Source organism: Candidatus Omnitrophota bacterium, from assembly GCA_028699255.1.
Classification (GTDB): Bacteria; Omnitrophota; Gorgyraeia; order 2-01-FULL-45-10; family 2-01-FULL-45-10; genus FEN-1322.
The window spans coordinates 102,460-126,633 of record JAQVUX010000007.1 but is presented as its reverse complement, the minus strand read 5'-3'; the positions used below and the strand labels follow the sequence as shown (position 1 = coordinate 126,633).

The following is a 24,174-nucleotide window of genomic DNA, read 5'->3' as shown; positions in this document are numbered from 1 at the left end:
GCGATATTGGAATTGAAGAATACCCTCCAGGGCTTCTTCACATTCATCCTCATAAAAGCCAAAGATATCGGCAAAGAGATAACCGCCTTCATGCTCCGCCTCACCGAAACCGGCAGATCGCTGTAAAAAGACGCGCCAAAACCATATACTTATTATTTACGCCGCTTGGGTTCGACAAGAAGAAGAACGTTATATTCCGAGACCCTATTTAACACAGTCTTCATTCTCTTGTAATTCTGCACAAATTTGAATGCCATTTCTTCGGATTGTTTTGGGATATAGGTCATTCTTGTCTTACCGTTGTGTCGTTGTGATAGATAGAGTGAGCGATGCTTAACCCCACTTTTACATCTGCAATTTAGCTTTCCGCAAGTTCTATGAACCGTAACAATATTTCCGCAGATTATCTCCTCAATAGGTGGCGCGATCTTCGTGCTTTTATGCCGTGTTTTTAATAGAAACGATTTTAACGATTCATACATATGTATCGCTCCTGTTAGTTTGGTTCTTCCCATATCTAATATGCTGTATACATATCAGATTATACCAGAACATGCGGGTTTTGGAAAATTTAACATGATAAATAACCTCGGAGGTTAACGCCATCATACAACATGCAACCTCCGAGGTTAAGTCGGTTAAAACCTCGCAGGTTGCATGTTGTTTTTGTGCGTTAACCTGCGAGGTTGGTTAGTTGAATCGCACCGTTTAACCGCGTAGGTTATCCGACTGAAATAACTGGCCAACCTCCGCGGTTAGACAAACTGGCCAACCTCCGAGGTTGAAGAAGGGAATGCTCGCTACCCATTGACTTGCAGTATAATATATGTTATACTTATAGTAGAACCATATGGTGATTATAATGAAAACCTTAACCCGAATCCTATTATTCGCGGCGTTTATTATGTTGTCTGCCACTTCGGTATTTGCGGATGGCACTAACATGACGGTTGTGTCCGGTGACGTCCAGGTATCTACCGATTCCGCTACCAATACTACCACGTATACCGTAGCAAATAATTCCATAGCCGAGTTTACTACATTCAACGTGCCGCAGAATACCACCGTAAACGTAGTATCACAGGCCGATTCAGCATCGGCATTGTTCAGAGTAACAGGCTCTGAAGCCACCACGATATCAGGCAATTTTAATTCATACATACAGTTCTTAATGCTCGTCAACTCCAATGGCATCAACGTAACCAGCACCGCCAACATAAACGCCAATAACCTCGTGATGTCCACTCTCGACGTATCCAATACCAATTTCATAAATGGCAACTACGCGCTCTTGCGAGACCAGGGTGCGGACTATGCCAGGATACTCAATGAGGGCACTATCCGGGGAACCAACATCGCTTTAATCGCATCCGCTGTTGAGAATAGAGGCATCATAGTAGCGACAGCGGGTACGATACATTTGGCCTCAGGAGATAAGACGGTCGTTACATTCGATGCGAAAGGTTTCATCAATGTCGAAGTAACCGAGGCTACATCCGGCAGTGTGGTAAATGCCGATGGCTCTACCGTAAAAGACGCTATCGCTAATTCCGGAACTCTCGAAGCTCATCAGGTGTTCCTGACAGCCAAGACCGCCCAGGGTATATTCGAGAACGCTGTCAATAACACCGGTATCATAAGAGCTACGAGACTTGTAAGTGAGAACGGCAAGATAAAGATAGTTGCTGAAGGCTCTAATGTTACCATAGCGGGCACACTTACCTCGGAAGGTGATATCGAGATAGATTCGGACATGTCTGTTAATGTAACCGCCGCGATGACAGCGGACAATATTTATATTGGCAGTGATTCTTCGCCTACTCTTATAAGCTTAACAGGGGAGACGTTGGAAAATATCACCGCCCTATCGCCCAATGTGGAAATATACAAAACAGGCCCCACTCTCTACATCGAAACACTTACTATTAACGATACCTTGATCACGATAGAAGGTACAGGCTTAAACGTCTCATACCTTACAACAAGTAACGTCACCTTGAAATCTGACGGCCTTATAGATACGAGTTCAGCAGTTATACTTACAGCTCCCACTCTTACTTTAATAGCAAACCAGTTCGGCACATACGATAAGCCCCTTAAAATAGACGCCGACACCCTTAACATACGAAAGACTACAGGCGACTTCGATATACTCGAATCCACAGGCATAGGCACATCTATACTCTTAAGAGGCCCGCCCGAGGGCGGCTTCGGCTCAATTCTCTACAATAAAGACGCAATACTTAATTTAATCGCGAACTCCATCAATCTCATAGGGGCAGATCCTATAAACCTCTATGGCGATATCACATTCTCCAACCTTACATGCATAGTCCCAGGCAAAGTCATAACCTTTGAATCAGGACACACCTATACCATAACAGGCACCCTTACCATAGAAGGCACCTCCGACGCCTACATTACTCTGCAGTCCTCCGTTCCAGGGGAAGGCAACGAATTCACCATATACATTAACGCCGTAAGTGACGCTCAGGGCAACGCGTATCTCGCCTATGTTAAAGTCTACGACTCTATCGCTACAGGCCCTGCAACGCCTATCCAGGTAAAATCCGGCACTGTCATAAAAACTAATGCTTCAGGATGGGATGCCGATCGTTACTGGGTAGGTAGTGGTGACTGGTCGGATGCGGCGAACCACTGGTCCGATTCGTCGGGTGGGGCTACCAGCGCGGACTTTTTGCCGACATCTGATGATATGGTGATCTTTGATGGAAACTCAGGTTCATGCATAATAGATGGAAGCATTAGCATATATGGAGTAACTATTGCAAGCAATTATTTATCAACGATAACGCGATCGGATATAGCCGATAATATTACAATTGACGTAAGTTCTGGCGGTTGGGCGCAGTCTGGAGGTACATTTACAGCCGATTCCGCGAGTGGTACATCCACAATAACGGTTAGCGGCAACATGACGATAAATGGCGGCGCTACATTTAACGCGGGAAGCCAAACGCTTACGGTAGGCGGTCTCGCCGTGAGAGGTACCGATGGCGAAACAGGCGGCATGGGTGGTACCGGTAGCGTTGGCGATACTGGCGGTACCGGAGGTAGGGGTGGTAACGGCGAAGCTTATACAGGACAAGGAGGCGCTGATGGCATAGCAGGCGCCAATGGTAATAAAGGAGCTACCGGAAGCACCGGTAGCACCGGCACCACGGGTCTTGACGCGATCTTTAATGGCGGTATTGGGGATATAATTATAAATGGAGATCTGGATATTGTAGGTGGCGTGGGCGGCGATGGCGGCACAGGTGGCGACGGCGGATCGCCAGGCGTGGGCGGCGATGGCGGCGGTGGCGGCGATGGCGGCACAGGTTCCACAACAGGCGATCCAATAGGTCCCGGAGGCTCCGGCGGCAAGGGCGGCGATGGTGGCAATGGTGGCACCGGTGGCGATGGCGGTGTGGGCGGTACCGGTGGCGATGGCGGTGTGGCGACATTTACGTGCGGTGGCGGGGATATAACTGTTGAGGGTAATATAACGGTTTCTGACGGTAGCGGTGGAAATACCGGCGGCGCTGGCAATCCCGGTACAGGTGTGGGTGGCGATGGCGCTACCGGCGGCGATGGTGGCGCAGGCGGCGGTGATTGGGGTGGCCCCGGCGGTATCGGCGGCATAGGCGGGACGGGGAGCACTGAAGTAGGTGCCGGTGGCAATGGTGGCACAGCTGGTACAGGTGGCAGTAGTTCTTTTACCGCGACATCTACGACAATAAATGCTAAAAGTTGCTTTAGCTCTTCGGGCGCATTTACCAATATTTCCGGCACGGTTATTATAGGCGGTGGAGCCGGGTTCAACTATATTAATATGTCTGCCACTTCGAGCTTTAATAATTTAACGTTATTAGCAGATGCTACTTGTTATACTGACATTATTATTAACGGTACGCTTACTGTGCCAGCTAATCTCAAATTCTCTACTATCTATACGGTTACGGGCAACGGCGGTTCAAATGCTCTATTGGTTAGCGGAACGATAACGGTTGGCAAGACAACGTTTACTGGCGCCTATTCTGGATTTGAGACGATAACGCTTAACCCCGGTTCAACTGTTAGTTATGTTACTGATGCCGATGCTATCATAGATAGCAGTTTTACCTATTATAATCTCAAGATCGGCGAATATATTCTCCTTAGTGGTCGGGTTTATACTCTGGATGGCAATACTACCGTTACCAATTTGTGCACAATAAATAGCCTCACTCTTAATGTGGCTACATTGAGTCTTGATGGGCATACTCTTATATTATCCGGTTCCGGTACGCCTTTAATCGTAGGGTCTAGAGGACGTATTGACACTACTACAGGCACTATAAGTTATCAGGGCTCCTCCGCTACTAATGTTGCCGCTACGAATTATTATAATCTCGACGTGAATCATACTGCTACTACCTTTACTTTAGCGGGTGCGGCTAATGTCTACGGTGACTTTAGCGTTTCTGCTGGCACATTCGACCCCAACGGTTCAACGCTGACCGGCTCCGGCACCTCAGCTCTCGATGTTACGGGTACCCTCAAGGTAGACGCCGCCACCTTCGCGGGTAACTACATCGGATTCGCGAGCCCGACATTGAACGCAGGTTCGACCGTGGAATACAGTGGCGCAACAGCCCAGGCAATAGATAATACACTCACATACGTGAATCTTGCCTTATCGGGTGTGGATACCAAGACATTAGCAGGCGATACCACCATAACAGGTGATCTAACCATAGGAAGCGGCTCTACCCTTGCCTCAGGTAACTACGACATAACATTATCAGGTAGCTGGTATAATAACTCAGGTACATTTACTTATGGCACAGGTGAGGTAGAATTTGTAGGTACGGGCGACGCCAATATAACAGGGGATAATACATTCTACGACTTCACATGTGAAGTAGCCGGCAAATCCCTCATATTCGAAGCCGACAAGTTGCAGGATATCAAAGGTATCCTAACACTTAAAGGCACATCTACAAGTAAGCTCATATTCAAGAGCTCCACAACAGGAACTACCAATACCCAATGGAAGATAAACCCTGAAGGCGCTGTAGTAACTCAGTATCTTGACGGATACGACTCGAATAACTTAGGCGCTACCATATACGACCCTACGAGCCTATTTACCCGTTGTACAAATTGGATGGGAACCGCCAGGCCGGTACCAGCGCCCAGCGGTAATACAAATACGCCTCAGATAAACAATGCGATCTTTTTCTTCAATCCAACATCGTCCATGATGATAACGAGCGCTATGGGTGGCGGCATGATGATGGGCCCGGGCGGAGTAATGTTGTCGGCTCCCGCGTATTCTAATATAAGTATACCGACAGCGAATATGCAATTGGTTCAATCTCAGATGGCTCAATCCGCTAAGTTGCTCGAGAAAAGCGGCTCGGGATCTTATAAGCTATCGATCTTTAGTACCCCTGTAGAAATGCCCGAACTGAAGCCTAAGAATGTCCATGAGCCCGCGAGCAGGGATCCTGAGCCTTCAAGGCAAGACGGTTTTGAAAATGCAACCGTAAAAGTATCGCTTGATAGTGAAAATGCCGCAAAGATTTTACTGCCCGGAAATAATCCTCTGCCTCTACGTGCCGTAGGCCTGCCGTCAGGCGCGGAAAAACCCGCCGATAAAAAGAGCATCAATAATAAAAAATAACCCAATTATGTTTGCTATTTCCGACCGCGTTTTGTATAATAACTGTCTGTATTTTCATGCGCGGGTGGTGGAACTGGCAGACACGACAGTTTGAGGGGCTGTTGGGGCAACCCTTGCAGGTTCAAGTCCTGTCCCGCGCACCATACTCTGAAAACTTTTCGAAGAAAGTTTTCAGGCCCTGGAGTCTAAGATACTTCGATTTTCCTCCGGAAAATCGAAGGACTTCAGCAAATCTTTCGAAGAAGATTTTCAGGCCCTGGAGTCTAAGATACTTCGAAGAAAGTTTCGCGGCCTCATCGTCTAGCCTGGCCTAGGACGTTAGGTTCTCAGCCTAAAGACTGGGGTTCAAATCCCCATGGGGCTACCAGTATCCGTAACTCATTTCGAGATAATGAGGTACAATAATTGCCCGACGAGAAGCATTCGTCGGGCTTTTTTTATTTGGCCACGCGTTAAAGAGTTAGGGCGTTATCTTTGATTGATATTCTGTAAATCTACCGCAGTATTTCTCGAGCTCTTACAGGGCCCAAGTGGCAAAACTATCCATAAAATATAGTAACCGTCCGGCTATGCTTGAAGAATTGAGGCAAGCTTAAGATGCTTCATGCCGCAACGTATTAAATTTTCCGATCAGATTTTTCTTGACTTTTCAAGATTATATAATACAATATGTATATACAAGATATGAAGACGATCAAATGGAATGCACTTAAGAGCGAGAGGTTAAAACGAACTAGAGGTGTTTCGTTTGAAGAGATTATTGCCTCTAAGTTAATCGATATACGTAAACACCCAAGCAGGGAAAATCAGAAGATTCTTATTTATCAGCATAAAAGTTATTTATGGGCTGTGCCTTATGTGATAGAAGGTGATGTAATATTTTTGAAAACAATATATCCAAGCAGAAAACTGATGAAGATTTACAAGAAAGGAAGCCGTTATGAGAAAGATTAAATTAACCAGAGAAGAGAGGGTCATTGAAGATAGCCTTGAACATTTTGTTCCGGTGGATAAACAGGAATATGAGCAAATAATCAATGCTATAGCCGCAAGGAAGAAGGATGCGGTTTTAAACATCCGCGTCAATAGCCATGACCTTGAGAATATCAAGCATAAAGCGCATCAATTGGGCATTAGATATCAGACTTTTATCTCCGAGGTCATACATCGAATAGCTCAAGCCAATTAATAAGTTGGGCGGTATTTTGTGGCAAATTCGCATAAAAACCAACTTTCTTACTTAACAGGTTACTGTATTTGAGTGCAAGAGAGGTTCAAATCTCTTTTGAGCTACCAAGAATCTCTTTCTTACTTTAAGAGTAGAGAGGTGTGTAGAGTATCAATCAGCTAGTTTTATGCTGACTATTTTCAAATATAAAATTATATGCTATAATCGTAGCGTTATGGACAATCCCAATAATAGAATTATTCACAGTGTTAGAATTTCTCTGGCACTGTTTTTTTATGTCCCGCTTAAAAAATAATAGGAGGACAGGCGAATGATTAAAGTTTTACGCACTGTAGTAGTAATCTTAGCGCTTTCTGTTTTACCAAATGTCGTCTGGGCCGGCGAAAAATCTGCCGATATAGCGAAGACAACCTGGAGGGACATAGTTTCAGATATTTTCGGCCATTATCCACTACCTTCCTCTACCGCCGTTGACACCGCAACTGAAGTAACAAAAAATAAAAGCGCGCTTAGTATTCCGAAAAACTGGGAGTTTGATCTCGACGTGCGCCGCTACATAGCAAGCCATAATTCATATCAATACGGCGACAAAGACGAGCCATATACCACTCCGTTAAGCAGGCTGGAATTTCCGATGAATACCTGGTGGCTCGATTTTACCCTTCGCCGCACCTGCCCGAGATGGTCGATAGGCAGTAAGCTCGGCGTTAACATTTCCAAAGTTTCCGACGGAGTAATGAAAGATTCGGATTGGACGACCATTGACTCTATAAACGCTCTTGCCGTATATTCCGAAGGCGATCTGCGTGTCGATAAAGGTTTTAATTGCCGCAGTGATATCGATTTTAATATTTCCGATTGGCTTAGATTGCCCAAGTGGCTGGAAGTGCGGCCGCTATTCGCGTTCCAGTATCAGAGGACGGACGTTACTACGTATGATGGGACGCAGTGGGAGTGGTATGATTTGGACGTGGATGGAGGCGCCCCGAGCGATACGACATCCAATATTATGTATGGCGACTTTATACGCTTTAAACAGGACTGGTATATTTATCAGATAGGCTTCAGGACGGTGTGCAATTTCCCGAAGATGTCTAAAAACCTGGCGATCAAATTGCATACGGAAGCGGACTGGGGGCCGGTTTACGGATATAACGAGGATTTCCACCTGCAGAGGAGGGGAAACCTTATCTCTCACATAGCCTCGCGCGGCAATTCTATGTATTTTCTCGCCGGCGCCGATATGGTCATCTCAGATACCGTTAAGCTCGGATTGGACGTAGATTATCTCTGGATAAGAACGACGGGAGTTATCAGAGATGAAAACCATCCACGCGGCATAGATTACACGTCGAAAAGAGGCGTCTATGTATGGTCAGATCAGCTGAGCGTGATCGGCCATGCGTCTTACGCTTTTTAGTTTTCAGGATATTTTTATTTAGCGGTATTCTTTTTATCCTGCCGCCCGATACCCCGGACTTTAGTCCGGGTATTGGGGTGAGGTTTTTCTTACCCATTTAAAATAAAAATTCACACCGGAGAAATATCATGAAGTTCTATGCCGATCAAATGATGACAGGAGATCATCTCCCGACGCATCTTGATATCAATGACGAATTCAGGAAATCGTTTGATCTTATGGAGAATACCGGAGAATGCCTTTTTATCACAGGAAAGGCAGGTACCGGCAAATCCACCCTTTTAAAATATTTCAAAGCCCATACCGGGAAGAAAATAATCGTGTTAGCCCCGACGGGGGTTGCGGCGATCAATATAGGCGGCCAGACCATCCATTCCTTCTTTAAACTCCCTCCGAAGATAATTCAAAAGGATGCCGTAAAGCGCCTGCGGGACAGAAGCTTGGTCGGGAATCTCGATATGGTAATAATAGACGAGGTGTCGATGGTTCGCGCGGATCTTATGGATGGTATCGACTATGCCCTGCGCCTCAACCGCGGCAGGATGAAGACGCCGTTTGGCGGGGTTCAGATGGTATTTTTCGGAGACCTTTTCCAGCTATCTCCCGTGGTTGAGCATGAAGCAAGAGGGCTTTTGGAAGAGAGGTATCCAAGCCCTTATTTTTTCAGCGCCAAAGTATTTAACGATTGCAACCTCAGATCCGTCGAGCTTTCTACTATATATAGGCAAAAAGACGGTTCGTTTATGGAGCTCTTGAACAGGGTCAGGAATAAAGAATATACCGAAGAGGATTTGGATACATTGAATGAAAGGGTTCAAAAAGACACCGCGGTTTCCAAAAAAGATTCCACGGTGATCCTGACGACGACGAATAGCCTGGCAAACACGATAAATCAGGATCGCTTATCGAAACTTCCCGGCAAGGAGATAACATATGAGGCCGTCTCTTCCGGGAAATTCGACGAGTCGGCATATCCGTGTCCTGCCGCCCTAAAACTTAAAAAAGGCGCGCAGGTAATATTGATAAGGAATGATCCCGCCAAGCAATGGGTAAACGGCACGCTTGCAAAAGTCGTCGGCCTGTCGGGCGACTCTATAGCTGTGGATATTAACGGGCGCGTATGCGATGTTCCTGTTGTCAAATGGCAGAAAATCGAATATAGTTATAACGAGGATGAGGATAAAGTAGAAGATGAGGTCGTGGGAGATTTCGCGCAATATCCCATAAAACTCGCCTGGGCCATAACTATTCATAAGAGCCAGGGGCAGACTTTCGACAAAGTTATAATCGACCTGGGGTACGGCGCATTTACTCACGGCCAGCTGTATGTCGCGCTAAGCAGGTGCACCTGCTTAGACGGGATAAGGCTTAAACGGCCGGTGACCCAGAACGATGTCATATTTGATCGGCGTATTTACGATATTAAAGATCGTTTCGCCGGTTTATTTTAATAAAGTATAAAAAGAAAAGGCTTCAAGCCAATGCCGAATCAAAAAAGAAGAAAAGACGTACGGAACCTGGCGATAGTCGCGCACGTTGATCATGGAAAAACGACGCTTGTCGACGCATTGCTCAAATATACGGGCGCCTATAAGTTCGAGGAAGGCGAGACGACTATAATGGATTCAAACCCTCTCGAGAAGGAGAGAGGGATCACGATATTTTCAAAGAACGCATCTTTTAATTATAAGGGCGTGCAATGCAATATCGTCGATACGCCGGGGCACGCGGATTTCGGAAGCGAAGTGGAGCGCATACTTGAAATGGTCGACGGCGTACTTTTGCTCGTCGATGCCGTAGACGGGCCCATGCCCCAGACGAAATTTGTGCTGAAAAAGTCCCTCGAGATGCATTTAAAGCCGATCCTTGTTATCAATAAGATCGATCGGCCTAACGCGCGGCCGGATGAAGTTGCCGGCATGGCGTTCGATCTTTTCTGCGAGCTTAACGCGTCCGATGAACAGCTCGATTTTCCGATAGTTTATGCCTCCGGACGGGATGGATACGCCACGCTCGATCTTGACGAACCGAGCGATAATATAAAGCCTCTTCTGGACACGATCCTGCATAGGGTATTGCCGCCCATCGCAAATCCGGAGCTCCCTTTCCAGATGCTTGTTACGATGCTCGACCACAATTCGTATTTTGGACGCATGGCGATCGGACGCATATTCCATGGCGCTGTCCGCGTCGGGGATCCCGTCGCCCTCGTGAAGCGCGACGGCACGATCACCATGAACAAGGTGACTAAGATCATGAAATATCAGGGGCTGAAGCGCGTGGAGGCAAATGATGCGACGGCGGGAGATATTATCCTGATAACCGGCATCGAGGGCGTGTCGGTCGGCGAAACGATCGCATGTATCGATGACCCGAAAGCGTTGCCCGCCGTAAAGATCGACGAGCCGACGATATCCATGAATTTTTCCCACAACACGAGCCCCCTCGCCGGGAAGGACGGAGGTATATTTCTTACCTCGCGCCATATCCGCGAATACCTTGAGCATGAGGCGATGGTGAATGTCGGCATAAAAGTCGAGGAAACTGACGGCGGCGAGAGATTTAAGGTTTCCGGCCGAGGCGAGCTTCATCTCGAGATCCTTATCGAGACGATGCGCCGTAAAGGGTATGAACTGGAAGTTTCAAGACCACAGGTTATTTTAAAGAAGATCGGCGACCAGACACTTGAGCCGGTCGAAGTGGTGGTGATAGAGGCGGATAGTGTATATCAGGGCATGATCATGCAGGCGCTCGGAGAGCGCAAGGCACAGATGAAAGACCTGAAGACCACATCTTCCAACGGCATACGGATGGAGTTTATCATTACGTCGAGGGCGTTGATAGGTTTTAGAAGCGAATTTCTGCTGATGACGAAGGGGAGCGGCGTTATGTGCCAGAACTTTCTCGAATATCAGGCATATAAAGGTGATATGCCGAAACGCCAGCGGGGCGTCCAGGTCTCGAACGGCGACGGGAAAGTGGTAGCCTACGCGCTCTGGAATCTGCAGGAGCGCGGGGAGATGTTTGTCGCGCCGGGGGATATGGTATACGAGGGTATGATCGTAGGTATATATAATAAAGGTGTCGACATAGTAGTGAATCCGCAGAAGGAGAAAAAATTAAGCAATATGCGTTCCTCGACCCGCGACATGGCGATCCAGCTGGTGCCTCCGCGGAAGATTAATCTCGAGTTCGCGCTTGTGTTTATCGACGACGACGAATTGGTCGAGATCACTCCTCTTAATATCCGGCTCAGGAAGATGGAGTTAAGAGAAATAGATAGAACGCGTACAGACCGCAAATATAATAGTTTAAAAGAGGACTGACCAACACCTATATCAGCATGATCTCAAAAATAGATAAAATATACATGTCCGAGGCGCTGAAAGAAGCTGCGAAGGCTTTTGATGCCGATGAAGTGCCTGTTGGCGCCGTCATAGTTCACAAAGGCATGATCATAGCCAAAGCGCATAATCAGATAAAACTTCTTAAAGATCCCACCGCCCACGCCGAGATGATCGCCATAACTCAGGCCGCGTCATATCTGGGCAGTGAAAGGTTGCCCGGTACCACTTTATATGTTACAATTGAGCCGTGTATGATGTGCGCCGGCGCAATGGTTCTGGCGAGGCTCGATAGGGTGTGCTTTGGCGCCGCCGATTTAAAGACGGGCGCGTTCGGCTCGGTCTTCGATATCACTAAAAAGAAATTGAATCACACGATATCCGTTTCAAAAGGCGTGCTCGACGAAGAGTGCGCTTCTATAATGCAGGAGTTCTTTAAGAATAAGAGAAAATGAAATTTAGTCCCGCCCGGAGTGAGATTAGAGGCGGGGCCGATTGCAAGACAGAGATTAGGTAAGCGGAGAGGTCGCCTAGTGGTCTAGGGCAGCGGTTTGCTAAACCGCCATACGCTTGAAAAGGTGTATCGAGAGTTCAAATCTCTCCCTCTCCGCCAATTTTTTAAGGAGCATTTCCATATTCCCTCGGAGATGCTCTTTTTTTGTCCCAACCTCTATATAAATCAACCAGTTGTATCACAAGCCATTTCAAGAATAGTCAAGTTAACGCAACTCCACTAAAAGCATATTCTTGGTGGTTTTGGTGGTGAAATGGTGGTGCGAAATTCGCACATGGAGGATACAATGAAGATTTCTGAATTAAAGGACGACTTAATCAGTTTAGGGTTAGAGGACAATATCGGCTTAGCGGAGTTGTTGGATCTCGCAGTAATCGCAAGAAACACACCTTACAAGATATCTGTTTTAGTATCTGGACCTGCAGGCTTGGGCAAGTCTCATCTGGCTAAGACAGTATTAGATCTTTTTCCTACCGAAGATATCATAACAACTTCTCGAATGACTCCAGCCAGTCTTGTTAGACAAGGAGATCTACGAGACAAAGTGCTTTTCATCTATGAAAAGTTCGAAGACCAACAGTTTGCCCAGTATATCAGAGAGCTTATTACCGAAGGCGAAGTGAATTATTCCACCGCAAACGGTGACTATAAGCTGTTGGGCCCTACAACGCTTATCGAGACAACGGCTAACTCCGAAATATTTGGCATTGAGAACAGGTCGAGATGCTTTGTCGGCTGGATAAACATGTCCCAGAGGGCGAGGGATAATATTCAACTAATGCAGAAGGCGCATAGAACGATGAAGGGTTATCAGTTTCAATGTCTTGCCAACTCTCTGAAAGATAAACACAGGGAATTCCAGAAGGGGTTGGATAGAAGTATAACCGTAGATATCCCCTATGCCGAGGAAATACAATTTAACGCAAATGTTTATCATGCGCCGCGCATACTGGCACGAGTTTTAAACCTTATTTCGATTGTTGCATATTTTCAGCAACAAGATCGGGACGTCAAGACACGTAATGGCAATAAGTATATAGAGGCAAGTAAAGAAGATTTTCTCGAGGCGAAGAACATTTTAATAAGTGCGCACGTCGAAGAAGATGATCTCTTAGTACCGAGGGATGTATTAGAGTTTATCGAATCCTTACGAGGCATTAGGCGGGAGCTGTCCCAGAGTAAAACATTCAGTCGCAAACAGGTCGAAACCGCCCTGAGTGAAAATAGCTTATTTAGGAAATATAAAGTCGTGGCTAAGTACCTTAGAACCCTTGCCAGTTTAGGGTTTGTGAATGAGTTACCAGTTAGGGGGCTTAAAAATAGGGTAGATTATGCTTTTGCAGAGGATTTTCCCGCCGGATCATCCGATAGTCTTGTGCGTAATTGTTATTCAACGCTGAGCATAGCGTAGCTAATGCCAGTTTTCCAAGTTTTCCCAGTTTACCAAACAAAGGAGTGTCAAAATGGAAGATTTTAGAATTAAGTACCGTCCGAAAACGCTTGGTGAGATATGGGGGCAGGATCATGTAAAGATGATCTGGAGCGGATATTTGCGTAAAGGGTATTTTCCTCGTTCAATTATTTTATCTTCCAATTTTGGTATGGGCAAAACGACGCTTGCGCACATCTTCGCAGAAGATATTATCAAATTTGATAGCAGTCTATACTGCAAGGACTTTGTAGAATACAACTCTCCTACCTGTGATTTTACCTGTGTGCACAAACATATTGGAAAAAGAAATACGTGCTTAATGAATCCCCGAGTTATCTTCTTTGATGAGGCACAGAGGATGCCAGAAAAAGCCCAAGATGGATTTCTGACGGCAATAGAAAAAGAAGCATCGCTAACCATCATTTTTGCGACTACAGAATTTGATAAGATCGATGAGGGATTACGTCAAAGGAGCGATAAATACAGGCTAATGCCACCACCCAAAGAAACGCTGGTTAAAGAATTGCGTAGAATATCTGCCATCGAAAACATCAGAATTGAACAGGATGCGCTCGATTACGTGGTAGATATTTCCGGATATTCCCCACGGGCATGTCTTGGTAATTTACAAATCCTATCGCACAATAACGGTGTCATTGATATGGCGATGGCAAAGACCCTGCTCGTTAAATAACAAAATAAGCCATCCGCCAGCACCCCGAATAGAAAATGAAAATGTTTAAAATGCATAGTTGACACGCATTTTTCCAGATGGCATTTATATCTTTATACAGTCCTCCCGGGGCAGTATTAAGCAATATAATGCAGTTTTGTAAAATGAGAAATATTTTTAAAGAGCATTAAAGTTTTTCTCAGGGAGGGGTATATAAAAGCATATTTGTATATGAGTGCGAAAGAGTGGGTCTACGTATATATAGGCGACAGGGAATCGCAAAATAAAGGGGAGCACGATGAAAATAGAAGTCGTTCGTATTCATAAATTGGATGGGACTGGTCCGACAAAGGCTTTTGCAGATATTGCATTAGACGAAAGTATCATTATCAAAGGTGTTCGTATCATAGAGGGCAAAGATGGCCTTTTCGTCTCCTTGCCTCGCGAAGAGGGCCGAGACGGAAAATGGTATAACACGGTTGTTCCATTATCTCGAGAGATTAAGGAAATGCTCGATACTACGGTTCTGGAGGCATATAATTCATAGTCCAACCATCGTAGCCCTCGAGCAAGATATGCTCGCTGTTAAGCGAGCGATGGAAGCGAGAGGCTTGAACGTCGACATCCCTAAGCTAAAGGCCATGATAGACGACACCTCAAAAGAGAAGTCGGTTATCGAGGCAGAGCTAAGGGAAGTCTTAGGCGTTAGAGGGCCGATAAACTTCAATAGCAGTAAAGATATCGCCCACATCCTCTCGTCTACATTAGGGGTCGAGCCTAAAGTAACGAGAACCGGCCGATATTCTACTTGCAGGAGAATCTTAAAGGCCGTTAACAATCCCTTAACGGATAAGATAAGTCACTACCGTGATTTGACGAAGCTCCTATCAGTCTTGACTGCAATATACGATGCCACCGATAAAGCCAAAGGCAAGATATTCTGCACCTACACAGACGATTGTCCCAGTGGTCGATTATACACACAGAATTATTCTTTTCAGAATATTCCACAGGAAGCAAGGACCGTTATAGACCCAGACGAGGGCTGTGCTTTTATCTTAGCGGACTATGACAGCTTCGAATTGCGAATCCTCTCCGCTCTTTCGCATGACGAATATTTCAAAAGCTGCTGGACACAGGGGTTGGATTTACACCGTAAGGTCGTCAGCGATATGAAAGCCAAGCCATACGAAACTGTGACCGACAAAGAGCGCAAGCTCGGCAAGGCTCTCAATTTTGGTCTTAGTTATGGTCAGGAACCCATGGGGCTTGCCCGTAACCTTCACATCTCTGTCGAGAAGGCGCAAGAGCTAATGGATAACTACAAAAGCAAAATCCCAATGATAGAGGCCTTTAAGACAGCGACAATAAATCGAGCCCGTGAAACAGGCTTTGCTGAAACATACTACGGTCGCCATCGATTCCTATCCAATATCAAATCGCCAAGAACATACGACAGAAAGAAGTCGGAGCGTCAGGCTGTCAATACTCGGATTCAGGGAACGGCAGCTGATGTTGTGAAATTCTCACTCGTCACGCTATATCGAGAGGGCTTTGCCATTGATACCATGGTCCACGATTCAATCCTAATTACCGTCCCAGAGGAAATCTTAGAGCAGAGCGTTAATCGTGTTAAAGAAATTATGGAGATAGAACTTGAGAACACGAAGCTGCCCGTCTCTTGCAAAGTCGGCAAAACATGGGGCGACTGTCATTAGCAGACTTGGAGCATTGAATATATGCATAAACCACAGTAAACAGCACTGTTTGACTTATAGTGCACTTTCGTTTGTGGTTAAAGGATTTTTACCTTTCCAATTTTGAAGTCCTTACCTTTCGAGTCTTATAGAGGATTTGTGGATGAACCTATTACCAGAGGATATAAGAAAGATTCTACCTAAGTTATATGAGCAAGACGGCAAAGGCATCAAGGCTATCGTCTATGTCAAATTCTTCGACCCGTGCTCTCAATGGACTTGGTATGTAACAGAATTCGACGGCATTGACACTTTCTTCGGGCTTGTAATAGGACGCGAGGTTGAATGGGGCTACTTTAGCCTGAAAGAATTAAGTGAATGCCGGAATCGTCTTGGCCTTGGTATTGAACGGGACCTTCAGTTCCATCCGACAACCGTCGGCGAAGTTAAATCTCAACTCAAAATTTAACCGTAGCGCATTACGGTGATAACATACATCATTTTGCTTTATGAAGAACCAACCAAGTGTTAAACTATCAATAGAGGGAAAAGATGGAATTATTGCCAAAGGCTATATCTGACAAGCTTCCCAAGTTATTCGAACAGGCATGGCTCGGTGAGGATGCGGTCATATTTATAAAATATATTATCCCCCAGACTAACAGAGCTTGGCATGTAACCGAGTATGACAGCAAAGATACATTCTTCGGGTTTATGACAGGCGGTGAAGTAGAGCTTGGATATTTCAGCCTCCGTGAATTTAGCTCTGCAGTCATAATGGACATGACCTTTGAACCAGCTACTATCCGTGAGGTAAAGACAGCATTGGGTAAACATGAGTAAGATATGCCAAAGATAATTATTCACAGAGGAACTCACGAAATCGGCGGAAGCTGTGTCGAAATATGTGCTGATAGTAAGCGCATCATAATCGATCTGGGCATGCCGCTTATGGCGAGAGACGGTGTGGATCTTGACGAGATAGCAACTAAGAATCCTTCAGTTGAAAACGGAATACTCCCAAAGGTCGAGGGCCTATATCCATGGCAAGTTCCCGGCATCGATGCTGTGATTCTTTCCCACCCTCACCTCGACCACTATGGTTTAATGGACTGGGTGCACCCTGATATCCCGATTTATCTAAGCGAAGAATCACAGACCGTTATAAAAGCAGGAAACGTTTTCTACCCACCTCAGCTAATGCAAAAGAAGATGCTGCAACACTCAAAGATCTTCGAACATTACAAGCCATTTGGAATAGGTCCTTTTAAGATCACGTCATTCCTGATAGATCATAGTGCTTTCGGAGCCTCGTCGCTACTCATTGAAGCCGATGGCAAAAAGATATTCTATTCGGGCGACGTTAGTGGTCACGGACGTAAGGCACTATTATTTGACTACGTAACTTCTAATCCTATAAAAGATATTGATTGTTTACTTTTAGAGGGGACTACCGTAGGTGAAAGTCACGATACAGGGTATTACGGTGAAACAGATGTAGAGAAAGGCATGGAGAATGTTTTCTCTGCGCAAAAAGATATCTCTTTCGTTATATCATCAGGGAGCAATATTGATAGGCTAACGTCGATCTATCTTGCTTCTAAGAAAGCAGGTAAGACCCTCGTTCTCGATATATACCAGTTTTATCTCTTGGAGCAACTTAAGAAGAAATTCGACGATACGTTGCCTCCTCATGCATCTGATCATATTAAAGTGTTATACATTAAGCATCACGCTGACTCTGTCGTTGAGAAGTTGGATAAATCGTTGCTCTATGAATACAAGCCCCGCAAGATAAATCAGGATGAAATATTGGCTAATAGGCAGAGCATGGTGCTGCGCTTACCGCTTAGCATTATGAAAAGGATAGCGGATAAAATGCATCAAGAGAAGCCTCTCGATAAAGCGCATTATATCTATGCGATGTGGGACGGTTATCTTGAACGGGATATTAGATTTAAAGAGTTCTCCGATAGGTTCGGTATCCCAATAAACGAAATTCACACAAGCGGACACGCATATTTGGACGACCTGAAGCGATTAGCAGAAGCCCTGAAGCCAAAGACGTTAATACCGATTCATACCTTAGGCGGAGATATCTTTAAGGAGCATTTTGCTAATGTAGTGAGAGTAGATGACGGTGAGTTATTTACCTGTTAAGACGGAGTGACGATTTGATGAATGTTATATGTTTCCTGTTGTCGTAATATGATTCCTGATAGATTAGCTTTATGTCCGGCTGTTTCTTCTGATACTCGTCGAGAACTCCCCAGTAGCTCTCTTCTTTGCCGTAGCGGTTAAATATCAACATATACGCCTCCTTAGCCTGCCCAGTCTCCAAGGCCCAGCCAAGCTTTACGAAGTCCTTATGGATTTCTTCCTTTAAGCCCTTTGATAGAGGCTTGTGTAATAGCTTAAACTCTATTGCTGCTAAGACATGCTTATCGCCGAATTGCACGGTTTGCCTAATCGTATTGTCTTTAGATATCACCTGCTGTATTTTGTGATTCTCAATGAACGCAGGATTTAAGACCACCATGTCATAGTGGCCTACCGTAGTGCCTTTTCGTTTCTCCAAGGAGTAGCGTATTAACTCCTTTTGTGAGTAGCGGTACGATGTCGGATATTCCCGATGTATTAGGACTGTCTTCTTTTGGTCGTTGGAATGGTAGAGCTTCTTAAGGGCCGGGCTCCCATATCTGAAGAATGAATAATAGAGATACGCATGAGCGTCGGATTCTGTGAAGAAGTTATAAGGCCACTTGCGGAACTTCTCACTCAGAACCCTTATGCATCTGTTTATGTCGGTTAGCAATAGGTTGTTTGTTTCCATAATCCTCACACGCCGTTCTGTTTACTCTCAGCAATAGGTGGCTAATTCTTTCCGAAAGCATCGTCTAGGATCTCGCAAGCTTCTTTGCTTATAACCTTATGGATAGGTACCTCTTTCATCGGCAAGGTCATAAAAATTAGGCGGTGCTCCTGCTTATCATAAAAGATGCTCTCGCCAGTATTAAAGCGATATCCTACGAACGCATAACGCTTACCGTTAGACGGATTACTGACCCCAGCCCCAGATTCGTTCTGAAAGGCAAAGACCGGCAGACATAGGAAAAGCGTTACTAGTAAAATTACAAAACATTGTTTCATGTGCAGTCCTCCTTGTAGATGTCGCTAATATACACCGTAGTGCGGTTAGGTGTCAATAATAGAAAAACCGTAGCATAATACGGTGTATGAAAGATAGTATAAGACTCAAATTTGCCCAGAAGATAAAGAAGCTCAGGAAAAGCCGAGGGTTAACACAAGAGGAGCTTGCCGACCTGACAGCAATAGATTACAAGTATATCCAGCGATTAGAAGGAAAAAATCCACCTGCTGTAAAGATCGACACCATCCAACGAATTGCCAAAGCCCTCAAGGTTGATCCGTCAAAGCTTCTCGGCGGATAAGTATCTAGTAGCGTCTTATTAATTTGGATTGTAATACTCCAACAGAATGCCTGTCCTTGAAGCCTATATGCCCCTTAATGAGAGTTCTCGTAGTGGTGAAACAATTTTACCTTTCCGCCAAAATATCATCACCTATGGCTTGTTATAGAGTTTGTTCATATTGGTATATCGAGCTCTGAAGATTCATTGCGGTTATATATTTTCATAGAATATTTGACACGCATAAAATTTGATGGTTATATATTTTGTGCATATAACGCATAAGCATATGTTTGTTGCTCAATGGATATTTTAAAGCAACTCCACAAGTTTGTTTTTATGGTATAATGCACATCAAAGGATAAATCAAATATGAGTAGTGATAAAAAAAGAAGAAAGCCAATAAATAAATTAAACGATCTTTCAGCTAAAGAATGGATTCAAGAGACGATATCGGTTTTTACTCAAAAAGGATTAGGGGCAGGACACGGTGAGGCTAAGATTGAAAAGCAACATCCAGCGCCTTTTTCCTTCCAAGATGTTGCTAGACTAATTAGATTTTTCTCAAAAGCGAATGAAACCGTACTAGACCCATTTTGTGGCGTAGCATCAACATTAAAGGCCTGTGCATTAAATAGCAGAAATGGTGTTGGTATAGAGCTGGTAAAGAAATATTACCTATTGAGCAAAGAGAGGCTAGATCTAGAGGTTCCAAAAGATTGCCTTACTTTATCGAAGCAACAACTGATACATGGAGATGCTTTTGAGAAGATAGAGGAATTTGAGGACAATAGCTTTGATTTTATAGTTACTAGTCCACCCTATTGGAACATCCTAAGTAAGATAGACCATAAAGCTAATCAGGAGCGAGTAAAGAAAGGTCTAGATACAAAGTATAGTGAAAATCCGAAAGACCTAGGAAACATCTTGGATTACGATGAATTTCTTTCTAAACTGGCTACATTATTCGAGAAATGTTCCCGAGTATTAAAACCTAACAAATATTTATGCATTGTAGTTAGTGATTTTAGGCACAAAAGCAGATATTATACCTTTCACAGTGACATAGCAAAAATGTTAGAAAAGCAATACTACACACTGAAAGGGATAACCATACTATATCAAAGGCACAAAAAAATATTTCCGTATGGATATCCCGCTTCCTATGTGCCCAATATTCATCATCAATACATTTTAATATTACAAAACAATGCTAAAGAAAAATAAAATATACTCGGGTGACTGTCTAGAGTTACTTAAGCAACTAGAAGATGAGTCCGTTGATTTAATTATAGCTGACCCACCATATAATTTAGGCAAAGACTTCGGCAATAAAAGTGATAAATGGGATAAGGTTGAAGATTGGCTTGAATGGTGTAAAAAATGGTTGCGAGAATCTAATAGAACGCTTAGTAATCAGGGTTCTATTTTTGTTTATGGAATACACAAATATCTTTGCTATATTCAATGTTATCTTTATGAAATAGGATTAACATACGGCCGCCAGTTCATTTGGCATTATGAAAATGGTTGGTCAATGTATACCAAAGCTCCTGCTGCAACGTATGAACCAATTCTTTGGTTTGCTAAGACCAAAAACTATATATACAACGAAATTAGAGAACCATACAAGAGCCAGGAGAGGTTAAAATACAAGGTAACTAAAAACGGCAAAGTATGGCAACCTAATCCGCTCGGAAAGCGTTCAGGAGATATTTGGAAAATACCAACCTTGGCAGGTCGGCGGTTTTCTAATGAAAAGGTAAAACACCCCACTCAAAAACCACTTGTTCTATGCGATAGAATAATTAAGCAGTTCTCGAATGAAGGAGATTTAATTTTAGTACCTTTTGCAGGCTCTGGTAGTGAATGCGTGAGTGCACTGAATAATAAGCGAGATTTTATAGGTTTTGAAATCAATCCAAATTATATCGAAATCGCAAACTCTAGATTGCAATCAAGAATGGTTTCTAAGGAGTAACTCACTTTTCTGGTTCAATTATACCTAACAAGCCGCCCGAAATGCTTACCTTTCTTCCAATCGCAGACTCAATAACCCCCCTAGTTGAAAAATTATCCGCATCGCTATAAAGATCTCCAATAATGGAGATTGGTAATTTAACCTTATTCCAAAGAAATAAGAGCAGTGCCCCCAAGGTAACTGTTCTTATAGACGTTTTGAGAATCACTCTAATATCTTTAATAACTTGCCAATATTCCGATCGCTGATTAGGGAGGGTTAAAAGAAATACAGCTGGCAATACAGAACCCATTTCGTATCTTGATATAAATACCGCTATGTTATCTAAGGTGTTTCGTGAAGTACTGAGAACATCCATGCCGAACTCTACTTCTCCCACACCTTTTACTTTCTGATTCTGCTCTTCGAAAACTATATCCATTCGGATATTTACGTCTCCTGCCCGGCGGATACCTGCCTGCAAACCCAATTTGATCAAGATATTTCTAACTAATAAATTAGGCTCATTACCCATGAGCCTTTGTATCTTTTCATATATACTCGCAAACACTTTATCAGTTTCCTTAATCATAGGATTTGTCCAACGTACGTTATGTAGGAGTTTTATGGTCCTATTGGTTGCTTCCTCGTCAATTCCAGTTTTATTAAGAACAAACGCATCATTAGCTTTATCGTTAATTATAGCCACTTCGTCGCTATTGAAATATATTGCAAACGCAGGGCATCGGGAGGCGCACAGACCACAACCTATGCATAATTTTTCATCAATGATTGGAGACTCACTCTCATAGGGCCATTTTATAGCGTCTGTTGGGCAGAGATCACAAGTTGTATTTATAGGGAATCGAGAAAGTTTTTTTAGTGCTATTTCCTCAGTAGAATATTTTATGCACGGACTGTCCTTGCATCGTAAACAAGTACCATCATGCACTTGTCTATCGTCGAAGCCTATTTTGTTCGGGCAACCCACGCTCCAGTTAACAGTAATAGGGGTCTTACCTAGAAGGAGATGCTTTTGAGTAGTATTCCGTCCAATTTGTTCGAAAGCTTTAAGCTTTGATGAAGCCATAGAGATTTGTCATATCCTTTGTTTTTGGATATTTATTATTAATTAATGCCTCATAACACAACCTAAGTAATGATGCAAAATCTATAATCCCTATATTTATACCAAATGTTTTCTTTATGTCCTCCAAAAGAAGGGAAACTTCTGAACGATCATTTGGCATATAAAAGCCAACAACAAAAGAGGTGGTGCCTACTTTAGTTGCATACGCTTTTCGACTCAATAATATAACCTTGTTTTCTACAGCTTGCCTAACTGCCTTTACCGAGATGTTTTGTTCTTCTCCCGGGGATTTAATTTCAATTGGTATTGACTCATCTTTATCGATTATCATTGCATCCCAGCGCTGGTAATTAACGCCAGCACGTGAATGCTCGCAATTATAGCCAAGCAAACAGAATAAGGCGGTAACTAACGGGTAAAACTTATCTTTGTTAGCATGTTTATATATGTTTTCAAGAGCATCTATACATTTATCAATATCCTTATGATTTTTGAGATAACAATCTATCAGATCATCCGCAATCTCTCGATCTTTCTTTTGCAAGGAAATAGGTTTTGTTTTATTTTCAAGGAGAATGTCAACGAAAAGACTAGTGCTTGCTTTAGAAGATGCTTTGGCTTGTGGTTGAACCAAGTTATTGTTTAGCTGCTTAGAGGGGGTGAGTTTAGTTTCCGGGAAAATTTCCTCATTCTCTTCTAAATTAAATTCCTGAAATGGCGAAAAAATAAACTGATAGGTTTTTTGTTGTTTGAATAATATTGGTAAAATGGTTCTTATCGTCTCGGATAGCTCGGCGTTTAGTGGAGATAAATCAAACCCCGATCGCATGAGCATGTCAAAAAAACAAAACCTAGCCAGTTTAATCCTATCTTCTTTCTCGAGCTTCTTAAAGTCGCTTGCTCGCAAATCTGTGCAAGCCTCTATTCCTTCAGCCTGATTCTCACCTAAAGGAGTTAATCTATGGAATATGGCAGGAGTGTTATAAATATCACTATTTCTCTCTTTTTGTGTCCACCCACTCCATTCCAATACTGCAAGAGGGAATCGAGTATAATTCCACATCGTGTTTACAGAGATACCCCGCTTCTTAGAGGCTACCTTTATAGCCGATTGAAGCTTGCTAAAATCACCCCTAATAGACTTTAAATGTTTTATCATTGATAGGTAGTCAGTTTTATTCCTATCATTTACTAGGCTTAATGGGCCTATAATCATTTCATCTCGACAAAGAATATTATCCAGATCTTTCATTGTTAATAGAATTGTGGCAAAAGGGCGCAATATATAGCTACCCTTATTATCAAGAACATTGTTTGGGAACGCAATCCCCAGAATTGACTCTCGGAATAGCGGTTTAATATCGTGATAGGCCGAGACAATATGTGCGCCAAGGTAGGTCATTCTATAACTGAGACTTGAATTAGAAAGAGATTGGAACCAACCTAACATGCGGAACAGCTCAGCATACATTTTCGATTGATTATATAGCGGGTCTCTACTACGGTCCTCTCGTGTCGATCTTGAGAGCGCTTCTTCCCCCATAAAGCCACTTGATGTTACAAGATTGCGCTCAATTAACGTCTTGGAAATGTCATCCAATGTAAAATAAGATTTGTTTTGCAGGGCGTCAAACAATTCTTTATAAATTTTAATAAAGCTTTCAATGTGAGAACCGGGGTTAGGAAATCTCAGCAAGGTCATCTCCTCTTAATTATTTATAATAAATCTACCAGTAACTCACTAAAAAGTCCA

Annotated in this window: 20 protein-coding genes and 3 tRNA genes; 20 read left to right on the top strand and 3 right to left on the bottom strand. The window is 43.7% G+C overall.

Features of this window, described 5'->3' with window-relative positions; genetic code table 11:
• Nucleotides 1-862: 862 nt before the first annotated feature.
• From PHS46_06925 to PHS46_06845, 17 genes are all read left to right on the top strand, one after another.
• Nucleotides 863-5,671, top strand: a complete 4,809-nt coding sequence (locus PHS46_06925) for a filamentous hemagglutinin N-terminal domain-containing protein (GenBank protein ID MDD3906239.1) — start codon at nt 863-865, stop codon at nt 5,669-5,671.
• A 58-nt stretch (nt 5,672-5,729) separates the two neighbouring features.
• A tRNA-Leu gene (locus tag PHS46_06920) sits at nt 5,730-5,814 on the top strand.
• A gap of 146 nt (nt 5,815-5,960) precedes the next feature.
• Nucleotides 5,961-6,038: transfer RNA gene (locus PHS46_06915), tRNA-Glu, on the top strand.
• A gap of 317 nt (nt 6,039-6,355) precedes the next feature.
• On the top strand, nt 6,356-6,625 hold the full coding sequence (locus PHS46_06910) for a toxin (GenBank protein MDD3906238.1): 270 nt from the start codon (nt 6,356-6,358) through the stop codon (nt 6,623-6,625).
• Nucleotides 6,612-6,860, top strand: coding sequence for an antitoxin (locus tag PHS46_06905; GenBank protein MDD3906237.1), 249 nt, complete (start codon nt 6,612-6,614; stop codon nt 6,858-6,860). The genes PHS46_06910 and PHS46_06905 overlap by 14 nt, the downstream gene beginning before the upstream one ends.
• 310 nt (nt 6,861-7,170) lie before the next feature.
• Nucleotides 7,171-8,280, top strand: a complete 1,110-nt coding sequence (locus PHS46_06900; protein ID MDD3906236.1) for an omptin family outer membrane protease — start codon at nt 7,171-7,173, stop codon at nt 8,278-8,280.
• Between the two features lie 128 nt (nt 8,281-8,408).
• Complete coding sequence (locus PHS46_06895; protein MDD3906235.1) at nt 8,409-9,731, top strand: AAA family ATPase; 1,323 nt, start codon at nt 8,409-8,411, stop codon at nt 9,729-9,731.
• A 30-nt stretch (nt 9,732-9,761) separates the two neighbouring features.
• A complete protein-coding gene (gene typA, locus PHS46_06890; GenBank protein MDD3906234.1) occupies nt 9,762-11,606 on the top strand; it encodes a translational GTPase TypA in 1,845 nt (614 codons plus the stop codon).
• A gap of 17 nt (nt 11,607-11,623) precedes the next feature.
• A complete protein-coding gene (gene tadA / locus PHS46_06885; protein ID MDD3906233.1) occupies nt 11,624-12,079 on the top strand; it encodes a tRNA adenosine(34) deaminase TadA in 456 nt (151 codons plus the stop codon).
• A 64-nt stretch (nt 12,080-12,143) separates the two neighbouring features.
• A tRNA-Ser gene (locus PHS46_06880) sits at nt 12,144-12,237 on the top strand.
• A 187-nt stretch (nt 12,238-12,424) separates the two neighbouring features.
• On the top strand, nt 12,425-13,549 hold the full coding sequence (locus PHS46_06875; GenBank protein ID MDD3906232.1) for a hypothetical protein: 1,125 nt from the start codon (nt 12,425-12,427) through the stop codon (nt 13,547-13,549).
• Between the two features lie 52 nt (nt 13,550-13,601).
• On the top strand, nt 13,602-14,264 hold the full coding sequence (locus tag PHS46_06870; protein ID MDD3906231.1) for an AAA family ATPase: 663 nt from the start codon (nt 13,602-13,604) through the stop codon (nt 14,262-14,264).
• A gap of 277 nt (nt 14,265-14,541) precedes the next feature.
• Nucleotides 14,542-14,790, top strand: a complete 249-nt coding sequence (locus tag PHS46_06865) for a SpoVG family protein (protein MDD3906230.1) — start codon at nt 14,542-14,544, stop codon at nt 14,788-14,790.
• 49 nt (nt 14,791-14,839) lie between these two features.
• Nucleotides 14,840-15,961, top strand: a complete 1,122-nt coding sequence (locus PHS46_06860) for a DNA polymerase (protein ID MDD3906229.1) — start codon at nt 14,840-14,842, stop codon at nt 15,959-15,961.
• Between the two features lie 142 nt (nt 15,962-16,103).
• Nucleotides 16,104-16,409 (top strand): DUF2958 domain-containing protein, encoded by a 306-nt coding sequence (locus PHS46_06855; protein MDD3906228.1) that lies wholly within the window; start codon nt 16,104-16,106, stop codon nt 16,407-16,409.
• 83 nt (nt 16,410-16,492) lie between these two features.
• Nucleotides 16,493-16,783 carry a hypothetical protein gene (locus PHS46_06850; protein ID MDD3906227.1) on the top strand — a complete coding sequence of 97 codons (291 nt, stop codon included), beginning with the start codon at nt 16,493-16,495 and terminating at the stop codon, nt 16,781-16,783.
• 3 nt (nt 16,784-16,786) lie between these two features.
• Entirely contained in the window at nt 16,787-18,100 is a 1,314-nt protein-coding gene (locus PHS46_06845; GenBank protein MDD3906226.1) for an MBL fold metallo-hydrolase, read from the top strand.
• Here the strand turns inward: PHS46_06845 and PHS46_06840 are convergent.
• Nucleotides 18,090-18,773 (bottom strand): hypothetical protein, encoded by a 684-nt coding sequence (locus PHS46_06840; GenBank protein ID MDD3906225.1) that lies wholly within the window; start codon nt 18,771-18,773, stop codon nt 18,090-18,092. The two genes, PHS46_06845 and PHS46_06840, sit on opposite strands and share 11 nt — an antisense overlap.
• Nucleotides 18,774-19,176: 403 nt before the next feature.
• Here PHS46_06840 and PHS46_06835 point away from each other — a divergent pair, with 403 nt between their 5' ends.
• The 3 genes from PHS46_06835 to PHS46_06825 all read left to right on the top strand — a co-directional run bounded on the left by PHS46_06835 (nt 19,177) and on the right by PHS46_06825 (nt 21,352).
• Entirely contained in the window at nt 19,177-19,392 is a 216-nt protein-coding gene (locus PHS46_06835) for a helix-turn-helix transcriptional regulator (protein ID MDD3906224.1), read from the top strand.
• Between the two features lie 351 nt (nt 19,393-19,743).
• Nucleotides 19,744-20,598, top strand: a complete 855-nt coding sequence (locus PHS46_06830; GenBank protein ID MDD3906223.1) for a DNA methyltransferase — start codon at nt 19,744-19,746, stop codon at nt 20,596-20,598.
• Entirely contained in the window at nt 20,582-21,352 is a 771-nt protein-coding gene (locus PHS46_06825; protein ID MDD3906222.1) for a DNA methyltransferase, read from the top strand. The genes PHS46_06830 and PHS46_06825 overlap by 17 nt, the downstream gene beginning before the upstream one ends.
• A 1-nt stretch (nt 21,353) precedes the next feature.
• Here the strand turns inward: PHS46_06825 and PHS46_06820 are convergent, their stop codons facing one another.
• A complete protein-coding gene (locus PHS46_06820) occupies nt 21,354-22,421 on the bottom strand; it encodes a 4Fe-4S binding protein (protein ID MDD3906221.1) in 1,068 nt (355 codons plus the stop codon).
• Nucleotides 22,402-24,117 (bottom strand): hypothetical protein, encoded by a 1,716-nt coding sequence (locus PHS46_06815; protein MDD3906220.1) that lies wholly within the window; start codon nt 24,115-24,117, stop codon nt 22,402-22,404. The genes PHS46_06820 and PHS46_06815 overlap by 20 nt, the downstream gene beginning before the upstream one ends.
• Nucleotides 24,118-24,174 lie beyond the last annotated feature (57 nt).

Excerpts from the sequence above, each read along its gene's own strand:
- PHS46_06865 (MDD3906230.1), top strand. The coding sequence starts at position 14,542 with ATGAAAATAGAAGTCGTTCGTATTCATAAATTGGATGGGACTGGTCCG.
- PHS46_06925 (MDD3906239.1), top strand. The coding sequence starts at position 863 with ATGAAAACCTTAACCCGAATCCTATTATTCGCGGCGTTTATTATGTTG.
- PHS46_06900 (MDD3906236.1), top strand. The coding sequence starts at position 7,171 with ATGATTAAAGTTTTACGCACTGTAGTAGTAATCTTAGCGCTTTCTGTT.
- tadA (MDD3906233.1), top strand. The coding sequence starts at position 11,624 with ATGATCTCAAAAATAGATAAAATATACATGTCCGAGGCGCTGAAAGAA.
- PHS46_06840 (MDD3906225.1), bottom strand. The coding sequence starts at position 18,773 with ATGGAAACAAACAACCTATTGCTAACCGACATAAACAGATGCATAAGG.
- typA (MDD3906234.1), top strand. The coding sequence starts at position 9,762 with ATGCCGAATCAAAAAAGAAGAAAAGACGTACGGAACCTGGCGATAGTC.
- PHS46_06835 (MDD3906224.1), top strand. The coding sequence starts at position 19,177 with ATGAAAGATAGTATAAGACTCAAATTTGCCCAGAAGATAAAGAAGCTC.
- PHS46_06910 (MDD3906238.1), top strand. The coding sequence starts at position 6,356 with ATGAAGACGATCAAATGGAATGCACTTAAGAGCGAGAGGTTAAAACGA.
- PHS46_06830 (MDD3906223.1), top strand. The coding sequence starts at position 19,744 with ATGAGTAGTGATAAAAAAAGAAGAAAGCCAATAAATAAATTAAACGAT.
- PHS46_06825 (MDD3906222.1), top strand. The coding sequence starts at position 20,582 with ATGCTAAAGAAAAATAAAATATACTCGGGTGACTGTCTAGAGTTACTT.
- PHS46_06845 (MDD3906226.1), top strand. The coding sequence starts at position 16,787 with ATGCCAAAGATAATTATTCACAGAGGAACTCACGAAATCGGCGGAAGC.
- PHS46_06895 (MDD3906235.1), top strand. The coding sequence starts at position 8,409 with ATGAAGTTCTATGCCGATCAAATGATGACAGGAGATCATCTCCCGACG.
- PHS46_06855 (MDD3906228.1), top strand. The coding sequence starts at position 16,104 with ATGAACCTATTACCAGAGGATATAAGAAAGATTCTACCTAAGTTATAT.
- PHS46_06850 (MDD3906227.1), top strand. The coding sequence starts at position 16,493 with ATGGAATTATTGCCAAAGGCTATATCTGACAAGCTTCCCAAGTTATTC.
- PHS46_06820 (MDD3906221.1), bottom strand. The coding sequence starts at position 22,421 with ATGGCTTCATCAAAGCTTAAAGCTTTCGAACAAATTGGACGGAATACT.
- PHS46_06905 (MDD3906237.1), top strand. The coding sequence starts at position 6,612 with ATGAGAAAGATTAAATTAACCAGAGAAGAGAGGGTCATTGAAGATAGC.
- PHS46_06875 (MDD3906232.1), top strand. The coding sequence starts at position 12,425 with ATGAAGATTTCTGAATTAAAGGACGACTTAATCAGTTTAGGGTTAGAG.
- PHS46_06860 (MDD3906229.1), top strand. The coding sequence starts at position 14,840 with ATGGAAGCGAGAGGCTTGAACGTCGACATCCCTAAGCTAAAGGCCATG.
- PHS46_06870 (MDD3906231.1), top strand. The coding sequence starts at position 13,602 with ATGGAAGATTTTAGAATTAAGTACCGTCCGAAAACGCTTGGTGAGATA.